Origin of the sequence: Kosakonia arachidis, from assembly GCF_900116535.1 — a bacterium.
Lineage (GTDB): Bacteria > Pseudomonadota > Gammaproteobacteria > Enterobacterales > Enterobacteriaceae > Kosakonia > Kosakonia arachidis.
On the sequence record NZ_FPAU01000008.1, the window covers coordinates 102,524 to 125,362 of the forward strand.

Sequence of the window (22,839 nt, forward strand, 5' to 3'; positions counted from 1 at the left end):
CTTATTTCTCACTGTCCACTAAACCACGCACAAACGCGCGTTGCATGGTTAAAACGATAATGACCGGGGGGATCAACGTCAGCAGCATCGCCGCCATCACCTGGTTCCATTGTGTGGTGCCTTCACCGCTGGCAATCATGCCTTTCACACCCGCCACGGCGGTGCCGAGGTTAACGTCGTTGATAATCAGCAGCGGCCACAAATACTGGTTCCAGCCATAGATAAAGGTGATCACGAACAGCGCTGCCAGGTTGGTTTTGGAAAGCGGCAACACAATGTCGCGGAAAAAGCGCATTGGCGAGGCGCCATCAATGCGCGCGGCTTCCAGCAGCTCATCCGGCAGGGTCATAAAGAACTGGCGGAACAGGAATGTTGCGGTGGCCGACGCCATTAGCGGCAACGTCAGACCGGTGTAGCTGTCGAGCATCTTCAGGTTGGCGATCACTTCTACCGTCGGGAAAATACGCACCTCGACCGGCAGCATTAACGTGATGAAAATCATCCAGAAGAAGAGGTTACGCAGAGGAAAACGGAACCAGACGATAGCGAAAGCCGACAGCATCGACACCGTGATTTTGCCCACCGTGATCGCCAGCGCCATGATGAAGCTGTTGGTCAGCATCAGCCAGAATGGCGCGCTGTTTACGCCGACACCATTCACCCAGATATTGCGCAGGTTTTCCCACAGGTGAGTACCGGGAATTAAGGTCATCGGTGTGTCGTACACGGCGTTGATATCCAGCGTCGCGGTCACGAAGGCGACATACAGCGGAAACAGCACCACGAGGATACCGAGAATAAGCATGATATGGCTGAACAGCGCCAGTCCGGGGCGATTTTCAATCATTGGTAGCGCACCTTACTTTCAACATAGCGAAACTGGATAACCGTCAGCACAATCACCAGCACCATCAGCACCACCGACTGCGCCGCCGACGCAGAAAGATCCAGGCCGACAAACCCTTCGCGATAGATCTTATAAATCAACGTCGTGGTTGCCTGTACCGGGCCGCCAGCGGTCGCGGCATCAATCACCGGGAAAGTATCGAAGAAGGCGTAAACGAGGTTCACCACCAGCAGGAAGAAACTGACCGGCGCAATAAGCGGCAGCGACAGTTTGAAGAAGCGACGAATCGGCCCTGCGCCATCAATAGCCGCCGCCTCGACCAGCGAGCGAGGAATCGATTGCAGCGCAGCGAAAAAGAACAGGAAGTTGTAGCTGATCTGCTGCCATACCGAGGTGAAAACCACCAGGAACATCGCCTGCCCGCTGTTTTGTGCGTGGTTCCAGTTGTAGCCGAACTGTGCCAGAAAATGGGTAATCAACCCGCGCCCGGGGTTAAACAGAAAGATCCACAGTACGGCAGCAACGGCTGGCGCAACCGCATAAGGCAGCAGCATCAACGTCTGATAGATACGGCTGCCACGCACCACGTTGTCTACCAGCGCAGCAAAAAACAGTGAGACAAACAGGCCGCTAAAGGTAACCAGCGCGCTAAAACGCATCGTGGTCCAGAAAGAATCCAGATAGTAGCCGTCATGAAACAGCGCGATAAAGTTATCCAGCCCGACAAAGTGGCTGGAAAGTCCAAACGGATCCACGCTTTGTACCGAGTACCACAACGCTTCGCCCGCAGGCCAGATAAAGAAAATAATGGTGATGACCAGTTGCGGGGCGACCAGCAGATAGGGCAGCCAGCGCGAGCGGAACACCGGACGGGATGATGACATTGCGATTTGCTTCCTGAACCGTGCCGGGTGGCACTCTGCTTATTCGGCCTACAAGCATCTGCAGGCCAGGTCAGGCAAAGTCGCTACCCGGCATTTCTACATTAGGACTTCGTTGACTGCTCGAAACGGCGCAGCAGTTGGTTACCACGCTCAACGGCGGAATCCAGCGCCTGTTGCGGGGTTTTCTTACCGCTCCACACGCTTTCCAGCTCTTCATCGACAATGGTGCGAATCTGCGGCATGTTGCCCAGACGCAGACCTTTGGTGAACGCCAACGGCGGCTTGTTCAGCATCTGACGCGTAGCGATATCGGCACCCGGGTTTTTGTCATAGAAGCCCTGCTTGCGGGTCAAATCGTAAGCGGCAGTGGTGATCGGCAGGTAACCGGTTTTCTGGTGCCATTCGGCTGCTATTTCCGGTTTTGCCAGGAAGTCGAGGAACTGCGCCACACCTTTGTAGGTCGCGTTATCTTTGCCCTGCATCACCCACAGGCTTGCCCCGCCGATGATGGCGTTCTGCGGCGCGCCTTTCACGTCAGCGTCGTAAGGCATCATGCCCACGCCGTAGTTGAATTTGGCATAGTGACGAATATCCGCCAGCGAACCGGAAGAAGCCGTGGTAATGGCGCAGTCACCGTTGTAGAACTTCTCGGTGGATTCGTCTTTACGCCCGAAGTAGCTGAATTCGCCTTTTTTGTTCAGGTCTTCCAGCATAGCGATATGTTTCACCTGCTCCGGCTTGTTGAACTCCAGCACGGCGTCAGTACCGTCGAAGCCGTTATTTTTGGTCGCTACCGGCAGACCGTGCCAGGCGCTGAAGTTTTCAATCTGGATCCAGCCCTGCCAGCCGCTGGCGTAACCGCATTTCATTCCGGCCGCTTTCAGCTTTGCGGTATCAGCAGCCAGATCCTGCCAGGTTTTCGGCGGTTGCTCCGGATCTAACCCGGCTTTTTTAAAGGCATCTTTGTTGTAGTACAGCACCGGCGTGGAGCTGTTAAACGGCTGAGAAAGCAGATGGCCGGATTTAGAATCGGTGTAATAACCGGAAACGGTCGGTACGAACTGGCTTTCATCAAAGTTGATCCCGGCGTCTTTAAATACCTGATACACCGGTTTGATCGCTTTGGACGCCATCATGGTGGCGGTGCCTACTTCATATACCTGCAAAATGGCAGGCGCATTACCGGTACGAAACGCAGCGATACCTGCGCTCAGGCTCTGCTCATAGTTGCCTTTATAGACCGGAACAATTTTGTAATCCGGATGTGTTTCATTGAAACGTTGCGCCAGGGAGTCAACTTCTTTACCTAACTCCCCTTCCATCGAATGCCAGAACGGAATGGTGGTTGCAGCCATAGCATTGCCTGCAAAAACTAACCCCATAGCCAGACCCAAAGCTGTATGCCGTAACGTTGTCATTGTGATCTCTCTTGTTATGCGGGATGCGCGATATCACGCGTTTTTATGCTCGCGAGGTAACATGACATGCTCGAATTACAGAAAAATAACCTTTTAATTACAATAAAATGACAGCAAAGCGTCAGGGAAATGTCGCAGAGATGATGGTACGGTGACGTAAACATGGCGGCTAATCGGCGATTCGATGACGCCGCCCATAAAGGTAAACATAAAATAAAAAGGCTTCCCCCAGCAGAGAAGCCCTTTTGTTATATCAATAACAGTACAACCTGAATCGGCTGGCGGCTCAACATGCCAGCTATATAGACCAGCCACCATGAGTACTGCCCGCATAAAGGTTGCTAAAAAACCGGCCTTTGCGAGGCCGGTTTAGAGACGGCTACCTCAAAGGATTACCCACCCAGATAAGCACTGCGCACCGCTTCGTTCGCCAACAACGCGTCGCCGGTGTCTTCCAGCACTACATGGCCGTTCTCCAGCACGTAGCCACGATCGGCGAGCCTCAGCGCCTGGTTGGCGTTCTGCTCCACCAGGAAGATGGTCATCCCTTCTTTGCGCAGTTGTTCGATGGTATCGAAGATTTGCTGAATGATGATGGGTGCCAGGCCCAGCGACGGTTCATCCAGCAGCAACAAACGCGGCTGGCTCATCAGCGCACGACCAATCGCCAGCATCTGCTGTTCACCGCCGGACATGGTGCCCGCTCGCTGAATACGCCGTTCATGCAGACGCGGGAACAGTGCATAAACCCGCTCAATGCGGCTCTGGAACTGTTCACGATCGGCGAAGAAACCGCCCATCGCCAGGTTCTCTTCCACGGTCATTCGTGAAAAGACACGACGTCCTTCCGGCACAATCGCCACCGCTTCACGCATGATTTTCGCGGTCTGCCAGTCGGTAATCTCTTTACCGTCAAACACAATGTGCCCGCTGCTCGCCCGCGGATCGCCGCACAGCGTGCCCAGCAGCGTAGTTTTGCCCGCGCCATTAGCGCCAATCAGGGTAACGATTTCACCCTGATTAATATGCAGGCTGACATCGTGCAGCGCCTGAATCTTGCCGTAGTGGGCGCTAACTTTGTCAAAAGATAACATCACTTTTTCCATCTTATGCCTCACCCAGGTATGCGCGGATCACGTCCGGGTTGTTACGGATCTCTTCCGGCGTCCCGTTCGCCAGCGGCGTCCCCTGGTTCACCACATAAATCCTGTCGGAAATTCCCATCACCAGTTTCATATCGTGCTCAATGAGCAGAATGGTGGTGTTGTGGTTGTTGCGCAGCTCGACGATCAGTTCGTCCAGCTCTTTGGTCTCTTTCGGGTTGAGACCGGCCGCCGGTTCGTCGAGCATCAGGATCTCCGGCTGCGTCACCATGCAACGGACGATCTCCAGACGACGCTGGTCACCGTAAGCCAGGTTACTGGCCTGACGGTTAGCATGGGCTAACAAACCGATACGCTCCAGCCACACCGCTGCGCGATCCAGCGCTTCACTTTGTGCCCGGCGGAAGGCCGGAGTTTTCAGCAAGCCAGAGAAGACGCCGGTTTTCAGTTGCTGATGCTGGCCGACCAGCAGGTTCTCAATCACCGTCATTTCACGGAACAGGCGCACGTGCTGGAAAGTACGTACCACACCCATCCGCGCGATTTGCTGGCCCGGCAACCCTTCGAGGTGCTTATCACGCAGCATAATGGTGCCGCCGGTCGGCTTATAGAAACCAGTGAGGCAGTTAAATACGGTGGTTTTCCCCGCACCGTTCGGACCAATCAGCGAAACGATCTCTTGTGGATGCAGATCCAGCGCGACGTTGTTCACTGCCAGCAGACCGCCGAATCGCATCATCAGGCCGTTTACGGATAACAATGGCTGACTCATGCCTGCTCTCCTTTCGCTTGCCCGCTTTTCAATTTCAACTGCGGACGGGTCATCGGCAGCAAGCCTTGCGGACGCCAAATCATCATCAGTACCATCAAACCACCCAGCATCAACATGCTGTATTCATTAAAATCACGCATCAGCTCGCGGGAAACCACCAGCAAGATGGCCGCGAGAATAACCGCAAACTGCGAACCCATACCGCCCAGTACCACAATCGCCAGCACAAAGGCTGATTCGGCAAAGGTAAAAGATTCCGGGCTGACAAAACCCTGGCGAGCAGCGAACAGCGTTCCGGCAAAACCGGCAAACGCGGCGCTGATGGTAAAGGCGGTCAGCTTGATGTGCGTCGGATTCAGCCCCAACGAGCGGCAGGCGATTTCATCTTCACGCAGCGCTTCCCACGCACGGCCAAGCGGCATACGCAGCAGGCGGTTAATGACAAACAGCGTGACCACGACCAATAGCAGTGCTACCAGATAGAGGAAAACCACGCGGTCATTCGGATCATAGGCCACATGGAAGAAGTTGCTGAAGGTATCCCAGCCGCCTTCACGCGCAGTACGGCTGAACTCCAGACCGAACAGCGTCGGTTTCGGGATCTGACTGATGCCATTCGGGCCGCCGGTAATTTCAGTGTTATTCAGCAGCAGGATACGGACGATTTCACCGAAGCCGAGCGTTACAATCGCCAGATAATCACCGCGCAGACGCAACACAGGAAAGCCCAACAGAAACCCGGCAGCAGCAGAAACCAGCCCCGCCAGCGGCAGACAAGTCCAGAAACCCAGCCCGTAATAGTGGTTCAACAACGCGAAGGTATAGGCACCGATGGCGTAAAAACCACCATAGCCCAGCACCAGCAAGCCGGAAAGCCCCACTACGACATTCAACCCCAGGCCGAGGATGATATAAATCATCGTCATGGTGGCGATATCCACCGTGCCGCGCGACACAACAAACGGCCATGCCACAGCGATAACCAGCAGCGCCAGCAGGAACAGTTTTTGTTTTACCGTAGAGCCATCGATCGACGGCATAACGAATTTCGGACCGGAAACACCGCGCAGGTTTTTCTGTAACAGCGGACGCAGCAACTGGAAGAAAAAGACCACGGCAGTGCCAATGATCATCCACTGCCAGCGGATATTCGCCGCCGTGTTCACCACCAGTTTGGTACCATCCAGGTCAAGCTGGACACCCATAAAGACGCCAGCCAGCACGAAGAACATCGCGGCGGAAAGCAGCGCCATCGCAAAATGCATCGGTTTCATACTTTTTCCACCTCCGGGCGGCCCAGGATACCAGTAGGCATCACCAGCAACACCACGATCAACAGCCCGAACGAAACCACATCTTTATATTCCGTACTGAGATACGCAGAGGAGAGCGATTCGGTAACGCCGAGGATCAGCCCGCCGATCATCGCGCCTGGGATGCTGCCGATACCACCCAGCACCGCTGCGGTGAACGCCTTCATCCCGGCCATAAAGCCAATGTAGGGGTTGATCACGCCGTAGAACTGACCGAGCAACACGCCAGCCACCGCCGCCATTGCCGCACCGATCACAAAGGTCAGCGCGATGACGCGGTCAGTGTTAATCCCCAGCAAGCTGGCCATTTTCAGGTCTTCTGCACAGGCGCGGCAGGCGCGGCCCATACGGGAGTAGCGGATAAATAGCGTCAGCGCCAGCATCGCCACGAAAGTCACAATCCAGATGACCAACTGCATGGTGGTGATGGAAGCAGAGAAGTTTTCGCTACTGCCAACAATCCACTGGCCGTTGAACAGGCTCGGCAACGCCACATCACGCGAACCTTCGGTCAGGCTGACGTAGTTTTGCAGGAAGATGGACATGCCGATGGCGGAGATCAGTGCAATCAGGCGCTTGGAGTTGCGCACCGGGCGATAGGCCACTCGTTCAATGCTCCAGCCATATGCGCTGGCGATCACGATGGCGCCCACAAAACCGGCGGCGACCAGCAGCCAGCTGCTGTCGATACCCATCATCATCAGCGCGGCGATGATCATAAAGGAGACATAGCTACCGATCATGTACACCTCGCCGTGGGCGAAGTTGATCATGCCGATGATGCCGTAAACCATGGTGTAACCAATGGCAATCAATGCATAGGTGCTTCCCAGCGTTACGCCGTTAAACATCTGCTGCACAAAATAGAGAAACTGCTCGGACATAACTTAACCTTCTTAAAACTTCCCGAGCATTACGCCCGGGAAGCGGGATGACAGTTATTTCGCCACAGAGGACGAACCATCGGCGTGCCATTGGAAGACGCCAAACTCAAATCCTTTCAGATCGCCTTTTTCATCCCAGTTCAGCGGCCCAATCACGGTTTTAGCCCCGTTGGCTTTTAAATCTTTGATAAGCGTCAGCGGTTCGTCGCTGCCGGTACGCTCCAGCGCGGTCTCCAGCGATTGCACGGCGGCATAAGTGATCCACACATATGGCCCGCTCGCATCTTTCTTCTCCGCTTTCAGGGCATCGACGATGCTCTGGTTCGCCGGATCCTGGTCATAGCGCTTCGGCATGGTTACCAACATACCTTCCGCCGCATTGCCCGCGATGTTAGACAGAGAAGCGTTACCTACGCCTTCCGGCCCCATAAACTGAGTTTTCAGTCCGCTGGCGCGCGCCTGACGCAGCATTTGCCCCATCTCAGGGTAATAGCCACCGTAGTAGACAAAATCGATATTTTCTTTTTGCAGGCGGGCAATAAGCGCGGAGAAATCTTTTTCACCAGCGGTGATGCTATCAAAGAAAACAATGTTTGCGCCGCCAGCTTTCAACCCTTCCTGCACGGAACGCGCAAGACCCTCACCATACTGCTGCTTATCGTGAATGATGGCGATACGCTGCGGTTTAACCGAATTCAGAATGTATTTCGCGGCGGTCGGCCCCTGTGAAGAGTCCAGCCCGGCGGTACGCATAATGTATTGATAACCGCGTTGAGTCAGTTCCGGATTCGTCGCGCCAGGCGTGATCATCAGAATACCTTCGTCTTCGTAGATATCAGATGCAGGCTGCGTGGAGGATGAGCAGAGATGGCCAATTACATATTTCACGCCGTCGTTAACGATTTTGTTCGCTACAGCAACGGCTTGCTTCGGGTCACAGGCGTCGTCGTACTCAACAGCAACCAGTTTGTCGCCTTTGATTCCGCCTTTGGCATTGATATCGTGGATAGCCTGGCGCGCGCCGTTAAATTCCATGTCACCCCACTGGGCAACAGGGCCGGACATCGCCCCAACAACCGCCACTTTAATATCCTTCGCCATGGCCGCGTGAGACATCGCAAGTGCAACCATTCCCGCGATTAATGTCTTCGCGTTCCTTCTCATTGTTGTAAATCCCCATTCGTGATGTCGTGTTTACACTTTATTCTTCGCGCCGCAAATGTGGTGCTTTTCTGCTCGCTAAATCATTTGTGTAATAATTTTGTTTTTTTATGGTTAAAAAGCATTCTGTACTTTTAATGCACAACGCTATTTTTACCAGCGCCTTTAATGGTTTAGCGCAGTTTTTTGGCAAAAACCAGACTAAATCCTCTATTTTTCAGGCGATTAAGCACAGATAATATTCTGTATTTAATCGGAGATAAACAAAAAAAGTCCTATTATCAGCATAAAATAATGGTACATAAAGTGGAACAAATCGCTACCTGTCAGGTTAAAATGCTACCTGTTTTTCAATCCCTAATGTTTCACACTGGCTAAGCGTCTGTGGCAAAATTATTCCCCTGCCAAATGAAAAATAAAAAACCACCCCTCCCGGACCGATAAAATTGATTACACTCACACTCTCTTTTGCGTTTTGGACAAGCTGTACATGAAATTGACTATCATCCGACTGGTAACCTTTACCGAGCAGGATCATATTGATTTAGCGAAAGTCTGGCCGGAATACTCCCCCGCATCCCTTGAAGTGGATGATGACCACCGCATTTATGCGGCCCGTTTTAACGATCGCCTTTTGGCCGCCGTGCGCGTAACCCTGATCGGCACCGAAGGTGCGCTGGATTCGCTGCGCGTACGCGATATCACACGCCGTCGCGGCGTTGGGCAGTACCTCGTTGAAGAAGTGATTCGTAATAACCCCAGCATCACCCGTTGGTGGATTGCCGATATTGGGGTCGAAGATCGCAATGTGATGGCGGCGTTCGCTCAGACGCTGGGCTTTACCGCGCAGGAAAATGGCTGGGAAAAACGTTAACCCTCCTCTGTAGAGTTGCCTGATGGCGCTACACTTATCAGGCCGACACTCAACAAAAGCGCATAAAAAAGCCGGGGATTTACCCCGGCTTGCAAAACTGTTGACCAGACATTTCGTTTCATGTGCAGGCAAGCTCGCTCATCCCCGGAAACTGACTGGAATAAGTGACCGGGGTGAATGAATGCCACCACTGCACCAGCGGCGCAAAAGGCAACGGTCAGTTCAGAAAATTACTTAGCGTCAGTCGCCGTACCATTCGCGTGCCAGGTAAACACACCAAACTCAAAGCCTTTCAGATCGCCCTTCTGATCCCATGACAGCGGCCCCATCACGGTGTCAACAGTGTGCCCTTTCAGATAAGTGGCAATCGCAGCCGGTTCCGCAGTCTGGTTCAGACCTGCCGCCAGAGATTGCACGGCTGCGTAGGTGGTCCATACGAATGCGCCGCTCGGATCCTGTTTCTTCGCTTTGATAGCATCAACAATCGGTTTGTTCGCCGGAATCTGATCGTAGTTCTTCGGCTTCGTCACCAGCATGCCTTCTGCTGCATCGCCCGCGATGTTAGACAGGGAGACGTTCGCTACACCTTCCGGCCCCATAAACTGGGTTTTCAGGCCAGCCGCGCGTGACTGACGCAGGATCTGCCCCATTTCCGGGTGATAGCCGCCGTAGTAAACGAAATCGATGTTCTCTTTTTTCAGACGCGCCACCAGCGTGGAGAAATCTTTCTCACCTGCGGTGATACCGTCAAAGAACACCACGTTGGCGCCACCTTTTTTCAGACCGTCCTGCACAGCACGCGCCAGACCTTCACCGTACTGCTGTTTGTCGTGGATGACCGCGATGCGTTGCGGTTTCACTTTATCCAGAATGTATTTCGCAGCGGTCGGGCCCTGATCGGAATCCAGGCCAGTCGTACGCAGCGTCAATTTGTAACCACGCGCAGTCAGCTCAGGTGCTGTCGCCGCAGGTGTGATCATCAGAATACCTTCGTCTTCATAGATATCCGACGCAGGCTGAGTAGAAGAGGAGCACAGGTGACCGATAACATATTTGATGCCGTCGTTGACCACTTTGTTGGCTACAGCAACCGCTTGTTTCGGGTCACACGCATCATCATATTTTACCGCTACCAGTTTGTCGCCTTTGATGCCGCCCTTCGCGTTGATGTCTGCGATAGCCTGCTCAGCGCCGGTAAATTCCTGGTCGCCGTACTGCGCAACCGGACCGGACATCGCACCGACAACGGCAACTTTAATATCTTTGGCGAATGCCACGTTGCTCATTGCTAACGCAATACATCCTGCCAGTAACGCTTTGCCCTTCATTTTCATCCTGAGTTTCCCCATTGTTATGGTTATTGCATTTGTTGTGATGTTGTTGTGTGGCACATTATTTTCCTTACCATCATAAGAAAAGAATATGATAGTAGTTATTAACCATTCTGCCGGTGCCTTAGCAGCATACTCTGCTAAAACATACCCCATTTTTCGGAATATGGAATAACAATTTTGAAGGTTATGCGACAGAGTGATGACACACTGTAAAAAAGCCGCCCATAAGGCGGCTAAATAGTTAGCGGGTCAGTGACTGTTGGATAATATCCAGCGCTTTGCGGAACTGAACTTCCGGAATGGTTAACGGATAGAGGAAACGGATCACATTGCCGTAGACACCACAGCTCAGCAGTAGCACGCCTGCCGCCAGCGCGTTGTCCTGCACCTGTTTGGTAAATTCAGGCGATGGCGCGCCAGTACTGGGATCGTTAAATTCCACGGCCACCATCGAGCCCTGTGCGCGGATATCTGCAATGTACGGGCACTGCGCTTTTGCCTGCGTCAGCATTTCCACCAGATGTTTGCCCAGATGGTTAGCACGTTCACACAAGTTTTCTTCGTCGATAACATCCAGCACCGCGTGTGCTGCGGCAACCGCCAGCGGATTACCGGCGTAAGTGCCGCCCAGGCCACCAGGCGCAGGCGCATCCATTACCTCTGCGCGACCGGCAACCGCCGACAGCGGTAATCCGCCCGCCAGGCTTTTCGCCATAGTGATCAGATCTGGTTTAACATCATAATACTCGGTAGCGAACAATTTCCCGGTACGGGCAAAGCCGCTCTGCACCTCATCAACAATCAGCAGAATTCCGTGGTTGTCACACAGTTTGCGCAGCGCGTTCATAAAATCCGCTGGTGCCACGTTAAAACCGCCTTCGCCCTGTACCGGCTCCAGAAGAATGGCCGCAACCTGATCCGGCGCGATATCCGCTTTAAAGATGCGTTCAAGACTTTTCAGCGCATCGTCAGTACTGACGCCGTGCAGTGCATTCGGATATTGTGCGTGGTAAATCGAACCGGGGAACGGGCCAAACCCGATTTTGTACGGTGCAACTTTCCCGGTCAGTGCCATGGTCATAAACGTACGTCCATGGAAACCACCGCCGAAGGTAATCACACCAGGGCGTTTGGTGTAAGCGCGGGCAATTTTTACCGCATTCTCCACCGCTTCCGCGCCGGTTGAGAAAAACGCCGTTTTCGCCGGGCCATCAACTGGCACGCGTTCATTAATACGTTCCGCCAGCGAAACATAGCTTTCGTAAGGAACAATTTGATAAGCGGTGTGCGTAAATGCCTGCAACTGTTTTTCCACCGCAGCCATTACTTTCGGGTGGCGATGCCCAGTGTTAAGCACCGCGATCCCGGCGGCAAAGTCGATTACCTCGTTGCCTTCGACATCCCATAATGTGGCATTTTCTGCTTTTTCCGCATAAAAACTGCACATCACGCCAATCCCGCGCGGCGTAGCCTTTAAACGGCGCTGATGTAGTTCGTTATTCTTCACCTGATGACCCTCGTCTGTGTTCGTTGTTGCTGCATCTGTTGTGAAAACATGACATAAGTGGTTCTATAATCGAGTACCAGTTTTGAATAATTGAGGGATCCAATTGCGCTCGCTCGTCTCTGACTTGCTGCAGCTGCGTCTGGACGAGCAGCACGAAGGCAAGCTGCATAAGAAATTATATAACGCGATTCGCCTGTCGATACTCGACGGTAGCCTGCCGACGCAAAGCCGCCTGCCACCGAGCCGCGATTTAGCCGCGCAACTGAATGTGTCGCGCAATACAGTGCTGACGGTGTATGAGCAGTTACTGGCTGAAGGCTATGTTGTTTCCCGTACCGGCAGCGGCACCTTTGTGGCAGGTACCGTCCCGGACAGCCTGCTTTCCGCGCCCCTGACTGCGGGTGAAAAACTCAGCGCCAGCCTGCCTTCACAACTTTCTGCCCGCGGCCAGCATCTGCTGAGCCATAGCAATGCCAGCGCGCGCCAATGGGGTGCGTTTCTGCCGGGCGTCCCGGATATCAACGCTTTCCCGCATGCACTGTTGCGAAAAATACAGTCTCGCGTAAGTCGAAAACCGCAGGCAATACAGCTTTCTTATAGCAACGCTGGCGGCAGCAGCGCGCTGCAGCAGGCGCTGGTGGAATATTTGCGGGTAACGCGCTCGGTTCGCTGTAACGCAGAGCAGATCCTGATTACGGAAGGTATTCATCAGGCCATTGATCTGGTCTCGCGCATGCTGTGCAATCCTGGCGATCTGGCGTGGATTGAGGAGCCAGCCTACTGGGGAATTCGTAATGTGCTGGCGGTAAATGGCGTTAACTTGCAGGCCATAGAAGTCGACAGATCCGGGATGAACCCGCCGGAGCCAGGCGATACGCCGCCAAAACTGATTTTCGTTACCCCTTCGCATCAGTATCCGCTGGGCTGCGTGATGAGCCTGGAGCGCCGCCAGCGGCTATTAGCGCTGGCGCGGCAAACCGGAAGCTGGATTATCGAGGATGATTATGACAGCGAATTCCGCTTCTCGGGTCAGCCCATTCCCGCCTTGCAGGGGTTGGTGGACGATGCGCCAGTGATTTACACCGGTACATTCAGTAAAACGCTCTACCCTGGGTTGCGGCTCGGTTATCTGGTGTTACCGCGCCCGCTAATGCAGGCGCTAAAAACCGCGCATGCCGAACTCTATCGCGGCGGGCGTTTGCTGGATCAGGAAGCGCTGGCGCAGTTCATTCGCGAGGGGCATTACACGGCGCATATTCGCCGGATGCGGTTACTGTACGCCCGTCGCCGCGCGCGGCTGGCGCAGCTTATCACCGATTATCTTGGCAAAGAGGCGCTTAGCGAGTTTAACGATAATGCCGGTCTGCATCTGGTGTTGTCGTTGCCTGCTTCCTGCGATGATGTCGCGCTGGCGCAAACGGCTAACGTCCGTGGCATTCTGGTGCGGCCGCTGTCGCGTTATTACAGCGGCGACAGGTCAGCGCGCGGCCTGTTGATGGGATTTGCGGCGATGGAGGAAGAAGAGATGGAGCCAGTATTTGCCGAGCTTGCGGCGCTGATACGCGAAACGTCGGGAAGCAAAAATAGCGCGCGTTAAAAAATAACAGGCTGAAAGCCGAAAGCTTTGCGAACCCCAAGCTGACTGTGGGTTTCCTAAAGACAACAAAAAGCCGGGCGAGGCTTGCGCCGACCCGGCTTCTTCACGACATACGCTTACGCTTCGATAGCAGCGCGCAGTTTTTTCATCGCGTTCTTCTCAAGCTGTCGTACACGCTCGGCGGAAACGCCGTAACGGTCGGCCAGCTCCTGCAGTGTGGACTTGTTCTCTTCGTCCAGCCAGCGGGCGCGGATGATCTGCTGGCTGCGTTCGTCCAGCCCTTTCATTGCGTCGGTCAGTTTGTTGGCGGCCTGCTCTTCCCAGTTGTCGTCTTCAATGCCATCGGCAAAGTTCGACGATTTATCCTGTAAATAGAGCACGGGAGCCATCGGCTGGCTGTCCTGAGCGTCATCGTCCGGGGACATATCAAACGTCATGTCCTGCGCCGCCATACGCGATTCCATTTCACGCACGTCTTTGCTGGTCACGCCCAGTTCACGGGCCACCATTTCGACTTCGTCCTGGTTAAACCAGCCCAGACGCTGTTTTGCTTTACGCAGATTAAAGAACAGCTTGCGCTGTGCTTTGGTAGTTGCCACTTTCACGATACGCCAGTTGCGCAGCACATACTCGTGGATCTCAGCTTTGATCCAGTGCACGGCGAAGGAAACCAGTCGCACACCCACTTCCGGGTTGAAGCGACGCACAGCTTTCATCAGGCCGATATTACCTTCCTGGATAAGATCCGCCTGCGGCAGACCATAGCCCGAGTAATTACGAGCAATATGAACAACAAAGCGCAGGTGAGACAGAATCAGCTTTTTCGCTGCTTCCAGATCGCCCTGGTAATGCAGCTTTTCAGCCAGCGCCCGTTCTTCATCAGCCGTCAACATCGGCCATGCGTTAGCGGCCCGGACATAAGACTCCAGGTTACCAACAGGGGCTAAAGCTAAAGTTTGCATTTCTTTGGTCATTCAAATCCTCTCAATTTACTTTCCACTGGCGGCGGTCTGTCCGCAGTCAAGCAACAAACATGCCAGTACTTATGAGCAACGAGATTAGCATTCACATTTGTATCAGACAGTGATTTTATCCACAAGTTCCATGTCACCCTGTGAATAAATTACGCACAAATTGTGACATCTGGATGAAAAAACCGGTGCAAGGAAAACATCAGAAAGGGGCGATACGCTTTCCCTGCTACGGGAATACTTCATTGCAGGGAAAGAGTATACCAGAGTTTTTTTAATCGGGAGTAAAGTGACGTAAATGTTGCACCGTCGCCAGCCAGGCTGCTATCCAACCGATCATCGAACAGACCAGCAACAGCAATAAGCACTCGTCGAAAGACAAGCCGCTTAGCTCGAACTGAGTGCCGAACACTTTCGCCACATCGGTAACAGCCGAGGAGAGCCGTAACACCATAATCTCTGACAAGATCAGCGATAAGAACGCGCCAGAGAACCCAAGCAGCGCGCCGCCATACAGGAACGGACGCAGGATAAAACCGTCCGTTGCGCCGATCAGTTTCTGCACGTTGATAGAATCCCGGCGGGCAAAAATACTCAGCCGCACACTGTTGCCGATAACAAGGAAGACGGCCGCAACCATCAGTACGCCGATCATCGCCGACACGCGCCCGACCAGCCCGGTCAGCGACGCCAGACGCGCAAACCAGCTATCGTCCATACGCACTTCATCAATACCATGGATATGAGAGATGCGATCACGCAATGTCTTCAGCGAATCCGTGCTCTGAAAATCCAGTTTAGGAACCACTACCGCCACAGCGGGCAGCGGGTTCTCTTCCAGCATATCCAGCGCGCCGCCAAACCCGGACCAGTTGCGGAACTCGCCGAGCGCATCCTCGCGGGAAAGGTAGTTCACCTTCTCCACGCCCTGCTCGGACTGGAGCTGGCCCACCACCTGCTGCGCGGCGTTATCATCCAGCGTTTTGTCGAAATAGACGGTGATCTGCGGCGACGGATAGTACTGCGCCGCCGCCTGGTTGACGTTTTTGTAGACCATATAGCAAACACTCGGCAGCGTCAGAGAGATGGCAATGACCATCACCGTCAGGAACGTTGCCAGCGGTTTGCTTTTCAGATCCTGCAACGCGCCGTGCCAGGCGTAGCGAACCTGCTCGTTAAAGACATTGGTTTTACGTGATGGCGGTTTATTTGCCGCTTTACCACGGCGTGGGGCATTGCGATTACCCTCGCCTGCGCCTGCGGCGGATTTACGAAAACGGTCAAGCCGGCTGCCAAACTGCCGGATATGATTTAATGCGTCGCGCTTATTCACCCACCGCGCCTCCATGCAAATGGCCATCGCTCAGAGTCAGCATACGGTACGAACGCCGGGAAATCAGCCCCAGATCGTGGGTCGCCATCAGTACCGTAACCCCAACGCGGTTAAACTCTTCAAACAGACGTAAAATCCCTTCAGACAATGCGTCGTCCAGGTTACCGGTCGGTTCATCTGCCAGCAGCACTGCCGGTTTATTCACTACCGCGCGGGCAATGCCGACGCGCTGCTGCTCACCGCCGGAAAGCTGAATCGGGAAGCTTTTCGCTTTATCAAGCAACCCGACCTTATCCAGCGCCGCCGACACACGACGACGAATGTCATCACCGCTCGCGCCGGCGATAATCAGCGGAATCGCCACGTTGTCATACACCGTGCGATCCATCAGCAAGTGATGATCCTGAAAAATCATGCCGATCTGACGACGTAAAAACGGGACTTCACGGTTCTTCAGACGGCTAATGTCGTGGCCGCTGAACAGAATTTTCCCGGTGCTTGGCCGCTCAATCCCGCAGATAAGCTTCAGCAGGGTGCTCTTCCCCGCGCCGGAGTGCCCGGTCAGAAAGGCCATCTCGCCTGGTTGCAGGTGGAATGTGACCCCCTGCAACGCTTGTCTCCCACCGAGATAGGCTTTGCTGACATGTTCAAAGCGAATCATTGTTAATCCTCTCGGGCAAAAAGCGCCTCAATAAAATCGCCCGCGTTAAACGGACGCAGATCTTCGATACGTTCGCCGACACCAATGTAGCGGATCGGAATGCCGAACTGATCCGCCACCGAGAAAATTACGCCGCCTTTGGCGGTGCCGTCGAGTTTGGTCAGCGTGATACCAGTAAGGCCAACCGCTTCGTGGAACAGTTTGGCCTGGCTTATCGCATTTTGCCCGGTGCTGGCATCAATTGTCAGCATCACTTCATGGGGGGCGTCCTCGTCAAGCTTTTTCATGACGCGGACAATTTTCTTCAACTCTTCCATCAAATGAGATTTGTTCTGCAAACGTCCGGCAGTATCGGCAATCAGCACATCAATATTGCGCGCTTTCGCCGCCTGAATAGCATCAAAAATGACCGAAGCAGAATCCGCGCCGGTATGCTGAGCAATCACCGGAATATTGTTGCGCTGGCCCCAAACCTGCAACTGCTCAACCGCTGCAGCGCGGAAAGTATCTCCCGCCGCCAGCATCACCGATTTACCCTGCTGTTCAAACTGACGAGCCAGCTTACCGATGGTGGTGGTTTTACCCACACCGTTAACGCCAACCATCAAAATCACAAACGGCGTTTTGCCCTCAATATTTAGCGGCTCATTAACCTTCGCGAGGATGTCGCTCATTTCCTCTTTCAGCAAACCATAAAGTGCTTCCGCATCGCGAAGCTGCTTACGGCTTGCGCCTTCCGTCAGGTTGGTGATGATTCTGCGCGTGGTCTCAACGCCAACATCCGCAATCAGCAACTGCTCTTCCAGTTCTTCAAACAGATCATCATCGATTTTTTTACCGCGGAACAGACTGATAAATCCGGAACCCAGATTTTCTTTTGTTTTCAGCAAACTGCGTTTCAGACGCGCGAAGAACCCCTCTTTTGTCGGTTTCTCCTGCTCCTGCGTCGCCTCTTCTGGCGGCACAACCATCACCGCGTCTTCCGCAGCTTCAGCGGCCAGCGCCTGCGCGTCCAGTTCTTCATCGCTCAGAGGTTCATCTTCCTCTGCGGCTTCTTCAACCAGCGGTTCTGCTTCTGTCTGCCACTCTTGTGCGCCGATCTCGTGCTCTGCAACCTCTTCCGGCAGCGGTAGTTCTTTGTGTTCAACCTGAAGCACCTCTGCTTCGACGACGGGCTCCGGCTGCGTCTCTTCATATGCCAGCTGTTCGCTGACCTCAACGACCTCTTCGGCAAATTTTTCGCTGTCGGCGGCAGGTTTACTCGCCGGCGTCTCTTCCACCGGCTGCTCACTTACCTGCTGTGATTCGGTTTGCGCCTCTTCGGCCTGTTCTTTCTGCCCAAAGCCGAGCCAGGAAAAAAAGCCATGTTTCTTCTCATTTGCCATTGGCGACTACACTCCCGCTGTTGATTCATGGCGCAGCCCGTCTTACATGACAGGGACTGAAAACATTTGTTAATTAGTCAGATAGTCTAACACTTTCCTCAACTCGCATCACGGCCTGCGGATTAGGGTTTAACGTCCTTCGTCAGGCCGCTAGAATAGCAGGCCGAAATGATGAGCAAAGCGAAAACCATGAAGAAACCTAACCGTGCCGCCAGCGGCCAGATACGCATTATTGGTGGGCAGTGGCGGGGCCGTAAATTACCGGTCCCGGATAGCCCTGGCCTGCGTCCGACCACCGATCGCGTGCGGGAAACCTTATTCAACTGGCTGGCACCCTCGCTGGTTGATGCGCACTGTCTTGATTGCTTTGCCGGAAGTGGCGCATTAGGGCTGGAAGCGCTCTCGCGCTACGCCGCCAGTGCTATTCTGGTGGAAATGGAGCGTAGCGTCGCACAGCAATTGCAACAAAATCTGGCAATGCTGAAAGCCGTCAACGCCAAAGTGGTGAATACCAATACGCTGGCCTATTTAGCAGGCCAGGGCACACCGCACACCATTGCCTTTATCGACCCGCCGTTTCGTAAGGGGATGCTGGACGAGACCGTGCAACTGCTGGAAAACAACGGTTGGCTCGCCGATGACGCATTAATTTATATCGAAAGTGAAGTTGAAAATGGCTTACCGCCGGTGCCGACGCACTGGCATCTGCACCGGGAGAAAGTCGCGGGCCAGGTGGCGTATCGTTTATATCACCGCGAAGCACCACAAGGAGAAAAACATGCCACTGCTGATTAATCTGGGACGCTTACTGATGCTTTGCATCTGGGCCTTTCTGCTCTGGAATCTGATCAAGCCGTTCCCGCGTCCGTTGAACATTTTCGTCAACGTCGCCCTGGTCTTTACCGTATTCATGCATGCCTTACAGGCGACAATGCTGAAAACCGCGCTGCCGAAAGAGGGCCCGCAAATGAGCAAAGCTGAACAGATCCGCATTTTCCTGTTCGGCGTGTTTGAGCTGCTGATTTGGCAGAAAAAACTAAAAGCGAAGAAGTAATATTATCGCCCGGAAGTATCGCGCTTACCGGGCTTGTTCAAAACCGACAAAACGCGAGCCTTTATAGCTCAGCACGCCTTTATCGCCGACTGTCAGCGCATGATAGTGCTGCTCATCAACACGGAAAACTATCTCCAGCCCGCCACCTTGCGGTTTGAAACGCGCCTCATAACGCATGGCGCTTCCCGCCGGGATCACCTGTTGCTGGCGCGACCGGCGATCGTTGAGGGGTTTTTCCCGCTTACCACTCACTACCACGTTTTTTTGCTGTAACGGTGTCGCATCATTTGCCACCTTTTCCCGCCGCTGTTGAACATAGCGAAAAGAAGCGAAAACGACGATCAACACAATGACAAGAATGAAAAAAAGCGGTGGTTTACTCATGGCGGCAACCTGTCAGAAAAAGCGGAATTGAGCTTATCGCGGGTGAAATAGCATTGTCATCCTCCTTTTTCCGCCACTACACTGAACAGGAGAGATTTACGCAAAAATAACAGATACAGGGACTTAATTATGCTGTGGTCATTTATTGCTGTCTGTTTGTCTGGCTGGCTCTATGTCGATGCATCTTATCGCGGCCCAACCTGGCAACGCTGGGTTTTTAAACCCGTAACCCTACTGCTCCTGCTTTTGCTGGCCTGGCAAGCGCCGATGTTCGACGCAATCAGTTATCTGGTGCTGGCTGGCCTTTGCGCCTCACTGATTGGCGACGCGCTAACCTTGCTGCCACGGCAAAAAATGCTCTACGCTATCGGCGCTTTTTTCCTCGCCCATCTGCTTTACACCATCTACTTCGCCAGCCAGATGACGCTCTCCTTTTTCTGGCCGTTGCCGGTAGTGTTGCTGGTTATTGGCGCGTTGCTGTTGGCTGTGGTCTGGACGCGCCTCGAAGAGCTGCGCATGGCCGTATGTGCCTTTATCGCCATGACGCTGGTGATGGTCTGGCTGGCAGGCGAAATGTGGTTCTTCCGCCCTACCAGCCCTGCGCTGTCGGCGTTTGTCGGTGCGGCGTTGCTGCTGCTCGGCAACATCGTCTGGCTGGGGAGCCACTACCGTAAACGCTTCCGTGCCGATAACGCCATCGCGTCGGCCTGCTACTTCGCCGGACATTTTCTGATCGTCCGTTCGCTGTATATTTAAAAGGCTTGACTCTGGAGTCGACTCCAGAGTGTATCCTCCGGTTAATGAGAAAATTATCATTCCCTGGAGGATGCTATGCCGACCCCCACTTCGCCCGCCGACACGAAAAAAGTCCCTCAGTTTGCGGCAATAAAACTGCGCCCGTTGCCGGAGAAACCGCAATCCTGCTGCGCTGATGGTGTCTGTGAAAGCAATGCACAACCGGCACTGAACGCGGAAGGTGAACGCTATATCTGGCTGGTTTCTGGTATGGACTGCGCCGCTTGCGCCCGCAAAGTGGAAAATGCCGTCCGCCAGGTCGAAGGCATTGGCCAGGTTCAGGTGACCTTTGCGACTGAAAAACTGATCGTGGTGGCCAGTGGCGATGTACGCGAACGCGTTGAACAAGCCGTTCAGCAGGCTGGCTACCAGCTACGCAGCGAGAACAGCACGCCCGAGCCCGCAACTTCGCGGCTGCGGGAAAACCTGCCACTGATCGTTCTGATGGTCATGATGGCGCTCAGTTGGTCGCTGGAACAGTTCAACCATCCCTTTGGCCAGGCTGCTTTTGTCGCCACCACGCTGGTCGGCCTGTGGCCGATTGCCCGCCAGGCGATACGCTTGATCAAAAGCGGTAGCTGGTTTGCTATCGAAACGCTGATGAGCGTGGCAGCGATTGGCGCCCTGTTTATTGGTGCAACGGCGGAGGCAGCGATGGTATTGCTGCTGTTTCTTATTGGCGAACGCCTTGAAGGCTGGGCCGCCAGCCGCGCACGTCGTGGCGTCAGCGCGCTGATGGCGCTGAAACCGGATACCGCCATCCGGCTGCGTAACGGTGAGCGCCAAACGGTCGCCGCCAGCGAGCTACAGCCCGGCGATACCATTGAAGTCCCGGCAGGCGGGCGTTTACCCGCCGATGGCAAACTGGTGTCAGCATTTGCCAGTTTTGATGAAAGTGCCTTGACCGGCGAATCGGTGCCGGTGGAATGCGCCCACGGCGAATCAGTACCGGCTGGTGCCACCAGCGTCGATCGGCTGGTGACGCTGGAAGTGGTATCGAAGCCCGGCGAAAACGCCATCGACCGTATTCTCAAGCTGATTGAAGAGGCGGAAGAGCGTCGCGCACCAATTGAGCGCTTTATTGATCGCTTTAGCCGCATCTATACACCGGCGATTATGGTAGTCGCGCTGCTGGTTGCGGTCGTGCCTCCGCTATTGTTTGCTGCACCGTGGTTACCGTGGATCTACAAAGGGCTGGCGTTGCTGTTGATTGGTTGTCCGTGCGCACTGGTGATCTCTACGCCAGCCGCAATTACTTCAGGGCTGGCAGTAGCCGCACGGCGGGGCGCGTTAATCAAAGGTGGCGCGGCGCTGGAGCAACTTGGCCGCATCCGCCACGTGGCATTTGATAAAACCGGCACGCTGACCATTGGCAAACCTCAGGTTGTCGCGGTAACGCCGCTGGCGGGGATCAGCGAAGCGGAACTGCTGGCGCTCAGTGCCGCCGTTGAACAGGGTTCTACGCACCCGCTGGCGCAGGCTGTTGTACAGGAAGCGCAGCGCCGCCAGTTGCCAATTCCGACGGCACAAGCGCAGAGAACGCTGGCCGGGAAAGGGATTGAAGCACAGATTGACGGGCAATATATTCGCATAAGCGCACCGGATAAACTGCCGCAAGGGATGTCAGGTGGCGTGCTGTTAACACACATTCATCAGCAAGAGAGCCTCGGCCAGACCGTCATTGTAGTTGAGCGCGGTGGCGAAACGATTGGCACACTGGCGCTGCAGGATACGCTGCGCGATGACGCCAAAGAAGCGATTGCCGCGCTGCATGAACTGGGCGTTCAGGGCGTGATCCTGACCGGAGATAACCCGCGCGCGGCGGCGGCGATCGCCGGAGAGTTGGGGCTGGATTTCCGCGCCGGACTGTTGCCGGAAGATAAAGTGCTGGCGGTACAGGCACTCAACCAGCGCTTACCGCTGGCGATGGTTGGCGATGGCATCAACGATGCGCCCGCCATGAAAGCCGCAACTATCGGAATTGCGATGGGCAGCGGCACAGATGTCGCGCTGGAAACGGCGGACGCGGCATTAACGCATAACCGCCTGATCGGCATTGGGCAGATGATCCGCCTGGCACGGGCAACACACAGCAATATTCGTCAAAATATCGCTGTGGCACTGGGTTTGAAAGCCATCTTTCTGCTGACGACGCTGCTGGGAATGACCGGGCTGTGGCTGGCGGTGCTGGCGGACACCGGCGCAACGGTGCTGGTAACAGCCAATGCGTTGCGCCTGTTACGCAGCAAAGATTAGTGGCTTTTACGCACCACGTACCGATACGGCAGTGATTCGGTTTGCCCGGCAACCAGCTCGTGTTCCATAAAACGACAAAAGCCGGGAATATCGCGGGTGGTTGCCGGATCATCAGCGATAATCAACAATGTTTCACCAACCCGCATATTGCGCACGGTTTTGCGCACCATCATTACCGGCTCCGGGCAACGCAAACCCTGCGCATCCAGTGTATGGTCAGCAGTGGAAAAGAAATCGGTCATTTTCATCTCGCAAGGGGAAAAACCGCATTAGTTTACGCTGCCTTTTTTGTGACGCAAGCGAGGT

General features: G+C 54.4%; 22 protein-coding genes. 6 read left to right on the plus strand and 16 right to left on the minus strand.

The features are described from left to right. Nucleotide 1: 1 nt before the first annotated feature. From ugpE to livK, 8 genes are all read right to left on the minus strand, one after another. Nucleotides 2-847 (minus strand): sn-glycerol-3-phosphate ABC transporter permease UgpE, encoded by an 846-nt coding sequence (ugpE, locus tag BM427_RS21845; protein ID WP_090125819.1) that lies wholly within the window; start codon nt 845-847, stop codon nt 2-4. Then, the gene (ugpA, locus tag BM427_RS21850) at nt 844-1,731 is read right to left on the minus strand and encodes a sn-glycerol-3-phosphate ABC transporter permease UgpA (protein WP_090125821.1); all 888 of its coding nucleotides are present in this window, start codon (nt 1,729-1,731) and stop codon (nt 844-846) included. Before ugpA ends, ugpE begins: the two co-directional genes overlap by 4 nt. 101 nt (nt 1,732-1,832) lie before the next feature. Beyond that, complete coding sequence (gene ugpB, locus BM427_RS21855; RefSeq protein ID WP_090125824.1) at nt 1,833-3,149, minus strand: sn-glycerol-3-phosphate ABC transporter substrate-binding protein UgpB; 1,317 nt, start codon at nt 3,147-3,149, stop codon at nt 1,833-1,835. Between the two features lie 392 nt (nt 3,150-3,541). Further along, a complete protein-coding gene (livF, locus tag BM427_RS21860) occupies nt 3,542-4,255 on the minus strand; it encodes a high-affinity branched-chain amino acid ABC transporter ATP-binding protein LivF (protein ID WP_090125827.1) in 714 nt (237 codons plus the stop codon). 1 nt (nt 4,256) lies between these two features. Further along, nucleotides 4,257-5,024, minus strand: a complete 768-nt coding sequence (gene livG, locus BM427_RS21865; RefSeq protein ID WP_064563152.1) for a high-affinity branched-chain amino acid ABC transporter ATP-binding protein LivG — start codon at nt 5,022-5,024, stop codon at nt 4,257-4,259. Then, the gene (locus tag BM427_RS21870) at nt 5,021-6,298 is read right to left on the minus strand and encodes a high-affinity branched-chain amino acid ABC transporter permease LivM (protein WP_090125830.1); all 1,278 of its coding nucleotides are present in this window, start codon (nt 6,296-6,298) and stop codon (nt 5,021-5,023) included. The genes livG and BM427_RS21870 overlap by 4 nt, the downstream gene beginning before the upstream one ends. Further along, nucleotides 6,295-7,221 (minus strand): high-affinity branched-chain amino acid ABC transporter permease LivH, encoded by a 927-nt coding sequence (gene livH / locus BM427_RS21875; RefSeq protein ID WP_090125833.1) that lies wholly within the window; start codon nt 7,219-7,221, stop codon nt 6,295-6,297. Before livH ends, BM427_RS21870 begins: the two co-directional genes overlap by 4 nt. Before the next feature lie 54 nt (nt 7,222-7,275). Continuing rightward, nucleotides 7,276-8,385: a high-affinity branched-chain amino acid ABC transporter substrate-binding protein LivK gene (gene livK, locus BM427_RS21880; protein ID WP_090125836.1), complete on the minus strand. Its 1,110-nt coding sequence runs from the start codon at nt 8,383-8,385 to the stop codon at nt 7,276-7,278. A 487-nt stretch (nt 8,386-8,872) separates the two neighbouring features. Here livK and panM point away from each other — a divergent pair, with 487 nt between their 5' ends. Further along, on the plus strand, nt 8,873-9,256 hold the full coding sequence (panM, locus tag BM427_RS21885; RefSeq protein ID WP_090125837.1) for an aspartate 1-decarboxylase autocleavage activator PanM: 384 nt from the start codon (nt 8,873-8,875) through the stop codon (nt 9,254-9,256). A gap of 230 nt (nt 9,257-9,486) precedes the next feature. On the opposite strand, the gene BM427_RS21890 is transcribed toward panM, so the two are convergent. Together BM427_RS21890 and BM427_RS21895 are read right to left on the minus strand one after the other, a co-directional pair. Further along, nucleotides 9,487-10,590, minus strand: coding sequence for a branched-chain amino acid ABC transporter substrate-binding protein (locus BM427_RS21890; protein ID WP_139234446.1), 1,104 nt, complete (start codon nt 10,588-10,590; stop codon nt 9,487-9,489). Nucleotides 10,591-10,831: 241 nt separating this feature from the next. Beyond that, the gene (locus BM427_RS21895) at nt 10,832-12,097 is read right to left on the minus strand and encodes a 4-aminobutyrate--2-oxoglutarate transaminase (protein ID WP_090125842.1); all 1,266 of its coding nucleotides are present in this window, start codon (nt 12,095-12,097) and stop codon (nt 10,832-10,834) included. 103 nt (nt 12,098-12,200) lie between these two features. Between BM427_RS21895 and pdxR the strand changes: the two genes are divergently transcribed. Continuing rightward, entirely contained in the window at nt 12,201-13,694 is a 1,494-nt protein-coding gene (gene pdxR, locus BM427_RS21900; RefSeq protein WP_090125845.1) for a MocR-like pyridoxine biosynthesis transcription factor PdxR, read from the plus strand. A 116-nt stretch (nt 13,695-13,810) separates the two neighbouring features. On the opposite strand, the gene rpoH is transcribed toward pdxR, so the two are convergent. The 4 genes from rpoH to ftsY form a co-directional block, all read right to left on the minus strand. Next, complete coding sequence (gene rpoH / locus BM427_RS21905) at nt 13,811-14,668, minus strand: RNA polymerase sigma factor RpoH (protein ID WP_007369694.1); 858 nt, start codon at nt 14,666-14,668, stop codon at nt 13,811-13,813. A 271-nt stretch (nt 14,669-14,939) separates the two neighbouring features. After that, the gene (gene ftsX, locus BM427_RS21910; protein ID WP_090125848.1) at nt 14,940-15,998 is read right to left on the minus strand and encodes a permease-like cell division protein FtsX; all 1,059 of its coding nucleotides are present in this window, start codon (nt 15,996-15,998) and stop codon (nt 14,940-14,942) included. Further along, entirely contained in the window at nt 15,991-16,659 is a 669-nt protein-coding gene (gene ftsE / locus BM427_RS21915; RefSeq protein ID WP_090125854.1) for a cell division ATP-binding protein FtsE, read from the minus strand. The genes ftsX and ftsE overlap by 8 nt, the downstream gene beginning before the upstream one ends. Nucleotides 16,660-16,661: 2 nt before the next feature. Continuing rightward, complete coding sequence (ftsY, locus tag BM427_RS21920; RefSeq protein ID WP_090125857.1) at nt 16,662-18,044, minus strand: signal recognition particle-docking protein FtsY; 1,383 nt, start codon at nt 18,042-18,044, stop codon at nt 16,662-16,664. 189 nt (nt 18,045-18,233) lie between these two features. On the opposite strand from ftsY, the gene rsmD reads away from it, so the two are divergent. Together rsmD and BM427_RS21930 are read left to right on the plus strand one after the other, a co-directional pair. Further along, the gene (rsmD, locus tag BM427_RS21925) at nt 18,234-18,839 is read left to right on the plus strand and encodes a 16S rRNA (guanine(966)-N(2))-methyltransferase (protein WP_090125941.1); all 606 of its coding nucleotides are present in this window, start codon (nt 18,234-18,236) and stop codon (nt 18,837-18,839) included. Further along, on the plus strand, nt 18,829-19,098 hold the full coding sequence (locus BM427_RS21930; protein WP_244316632.1) for a DUF1145 family protein: 270 nt from the start codon (nt 18,829-18,831) through the stop codon (nt 19,096-19,098). The genes rsmD and BM427_RS21930 overlap by 11 nt, the downstream gene beginning before the upstream one ends. 24 nt (nt 19,099-19,122) lie before the next feature. On the opposite strand, the gene BM427_RS21935 is transcribed toward BM427_RS21930, so the two are convergent. Continuing rightward, the gene (locus BM427_RS21935) at nt 19,123-19,482 is read right to left on the minus strand and encodes a DUF2500 domain-containing protein (RefSeq protein WP_090125862.1); all 360 of its coding nucleotides are present in this window, start codon (nt 19,480-19,482) and stop codon (nt 19,123-19,125) included. A gap of 129 nt (nt 19,483-19,611) precedes the next feature. Here BM427_RS21935 and BM427_RS21940 point away from each other — a divergent pair, with 129 nt between their 5' ends. After that, nucleotides 19,612-20,238 (plus strand): lysoplasmalogenase, encoded by a 627-nt coding sequence (locus BM427_RS21940; RefSeq protein ID WP_090125866.1) that lies wholly within the window; start codon nt 19,612-19,614, stop codon nt 20,236-20,238. A gap of 75 nt (nt 20,239-20,313) precedes the next feature. Further along, complete coding sequence (zntA, locus tag BM427_RS21945; RefSeq protein WP_090125869.1) at nt 20,314-22,533, plus strand: Zn(II)/Cd(II)/Pb(II) translocating P-type ATPase ZntA; 2,220 nt, start codon at nt 20,314-20,316, stop codon at nt 22,531-22,533. Here the strand turns inward: zntA and tusA are convergent. Then, nucleotides 22,530-22,775 carry a sulfurtransferase TusA gene (gene tusA, locus BM427_RS21950; protein ID WP_090125944.1) on the minus strand — a complete coding sequence of 82 codons (246 nt, stop codon included), beginning with the start codon at nt 22,773-22,775 and terminating at the stop codon, nt 22,530-22,532. The two genes, zntA and tusA, sit on opposite strands and share 4 nt — an antisense overlap. Nucleotides 22,776-22,839: the final 64 nt, after the last annotated feature.

Bases quoted from the DNA above. Each gene is read 5' to 3' on its own strand.
- ftsE (WP_090125854.1), bottom strand. From the start codon at position 16,659: ATGATTCGCTTTGAACATGTCAGCAAAGCCTATCTCGGTGGGAGACAA.
- ugpE (WP_090125819.1), bottom strand. From the start codon at position 847: ATGATTGAAAATCGCCCCGGACTGGCGCTGTTCAGCCATATCATGCTT.
- BM427_RS21890 (WP_139234446.1), bottom strand. From the start codon at position 10,590: ATGAAAATGAAGGGCAAAGCGTTACTGGCAGGATGTATTGCGTTAGCA.
- BM427_RS21935 (WP_090125862.1), bottom strand. From the start codon at position 19,482: ATGAGTAAACCACCGCTTTTTTTCATTCTTGTCATTGTGTTGATCGTC.
- ftsY (WP_090125857.1), bottom strand. From the start codon at position 18,044: ATGGCAAATGAGAAGAAACATGGCTTTTTTTCCTGGCTCGGCTTTGGG.
- ugpB (WP_090125824.1), bottom strand. From the start codon at position 3,149: ATGACAACGTTACGGCATACAGCTTTGGGTCTGGCTATGGGGTTAGTT.
- ugpA (WP_090125821.1), bottom strand. From the start codon at position 1,731: ATGTCATCATCCCGTCCGGTGTTCCGCTCGCGCTGGCTGCCCTATCTG.
- livH (WP_090125833.1), bottom strand. From the start codon at position 7,221: ATGTCCGAGCAGTTTCTCTATTTTGTGCAGCAGATGTTTAACGGCGTA.
- BM427_RS21870 (WP_090125830.1), bottom strand. From the start codon at position 6,298: ATGAAACCGATGCATTTTGCGATGGCGCTGCTTTCCGCCGCGATGTTC.
- panM (WP_090125837.1), top strand. From the start codon at position 8,873: ATGAAATTGACTATCATCCGACTGGTAACCTTTACCGAGCAGGATCAT.
- livF (WP_090125827.1), bottom strand. From the start codon at position 4,255: ATGGAAAAAGTGATGTTATCTTTTGACAAAGTTAGCGCCCACTACGGC.
- rsmD (WP_090125941.1), top strand. From the start codon at position 18,234: ATGAAGAAACCTAACCGTGCCGCCAGCGGCCAGATACGCATTATTGGT.
- livK (WP_090125836.1), bottom strand. From the start codon at position 8,385: ATGAGAAGGAACGCGAAGACATTAATCGCGGGAATGGTTGCACTTGCG.
- tusA (WP_090125944.1), bottom strand. From the start codon at position 22,775: ATGACCGATTTCTTTTCCACTGCTGACCATACACTGGATGCGCAGGGT.
- zntA (WP_090125869.1), top strand. From the start codon at position 20,314: ATGCCGACCCCCACTTCGCCCGCCGACACGAAAAAAGTCCCTCAGTTT.
- BM427_RS21940 (WP_090125866.1), top strand. From the start codon at position 19,612: ATGCTGTGGTCATTTATTGCTGTCTGTTTGTCTGGCTGGCTCTATGTC.
- rpoH (WP_007369694.1), bottom strand. From the start codon at position 14,668: ATGACCAAAGAAATGCAAACTTTAGCTTTAGCCCCTGTTGGTAACCTG.
- livG (WP_064563152.1), bottom strand. From the start codon at position 5,024: ATGAGTCAGCCATTGTTATCCGTAAACGGCCTGATGATGCGATTCGGC.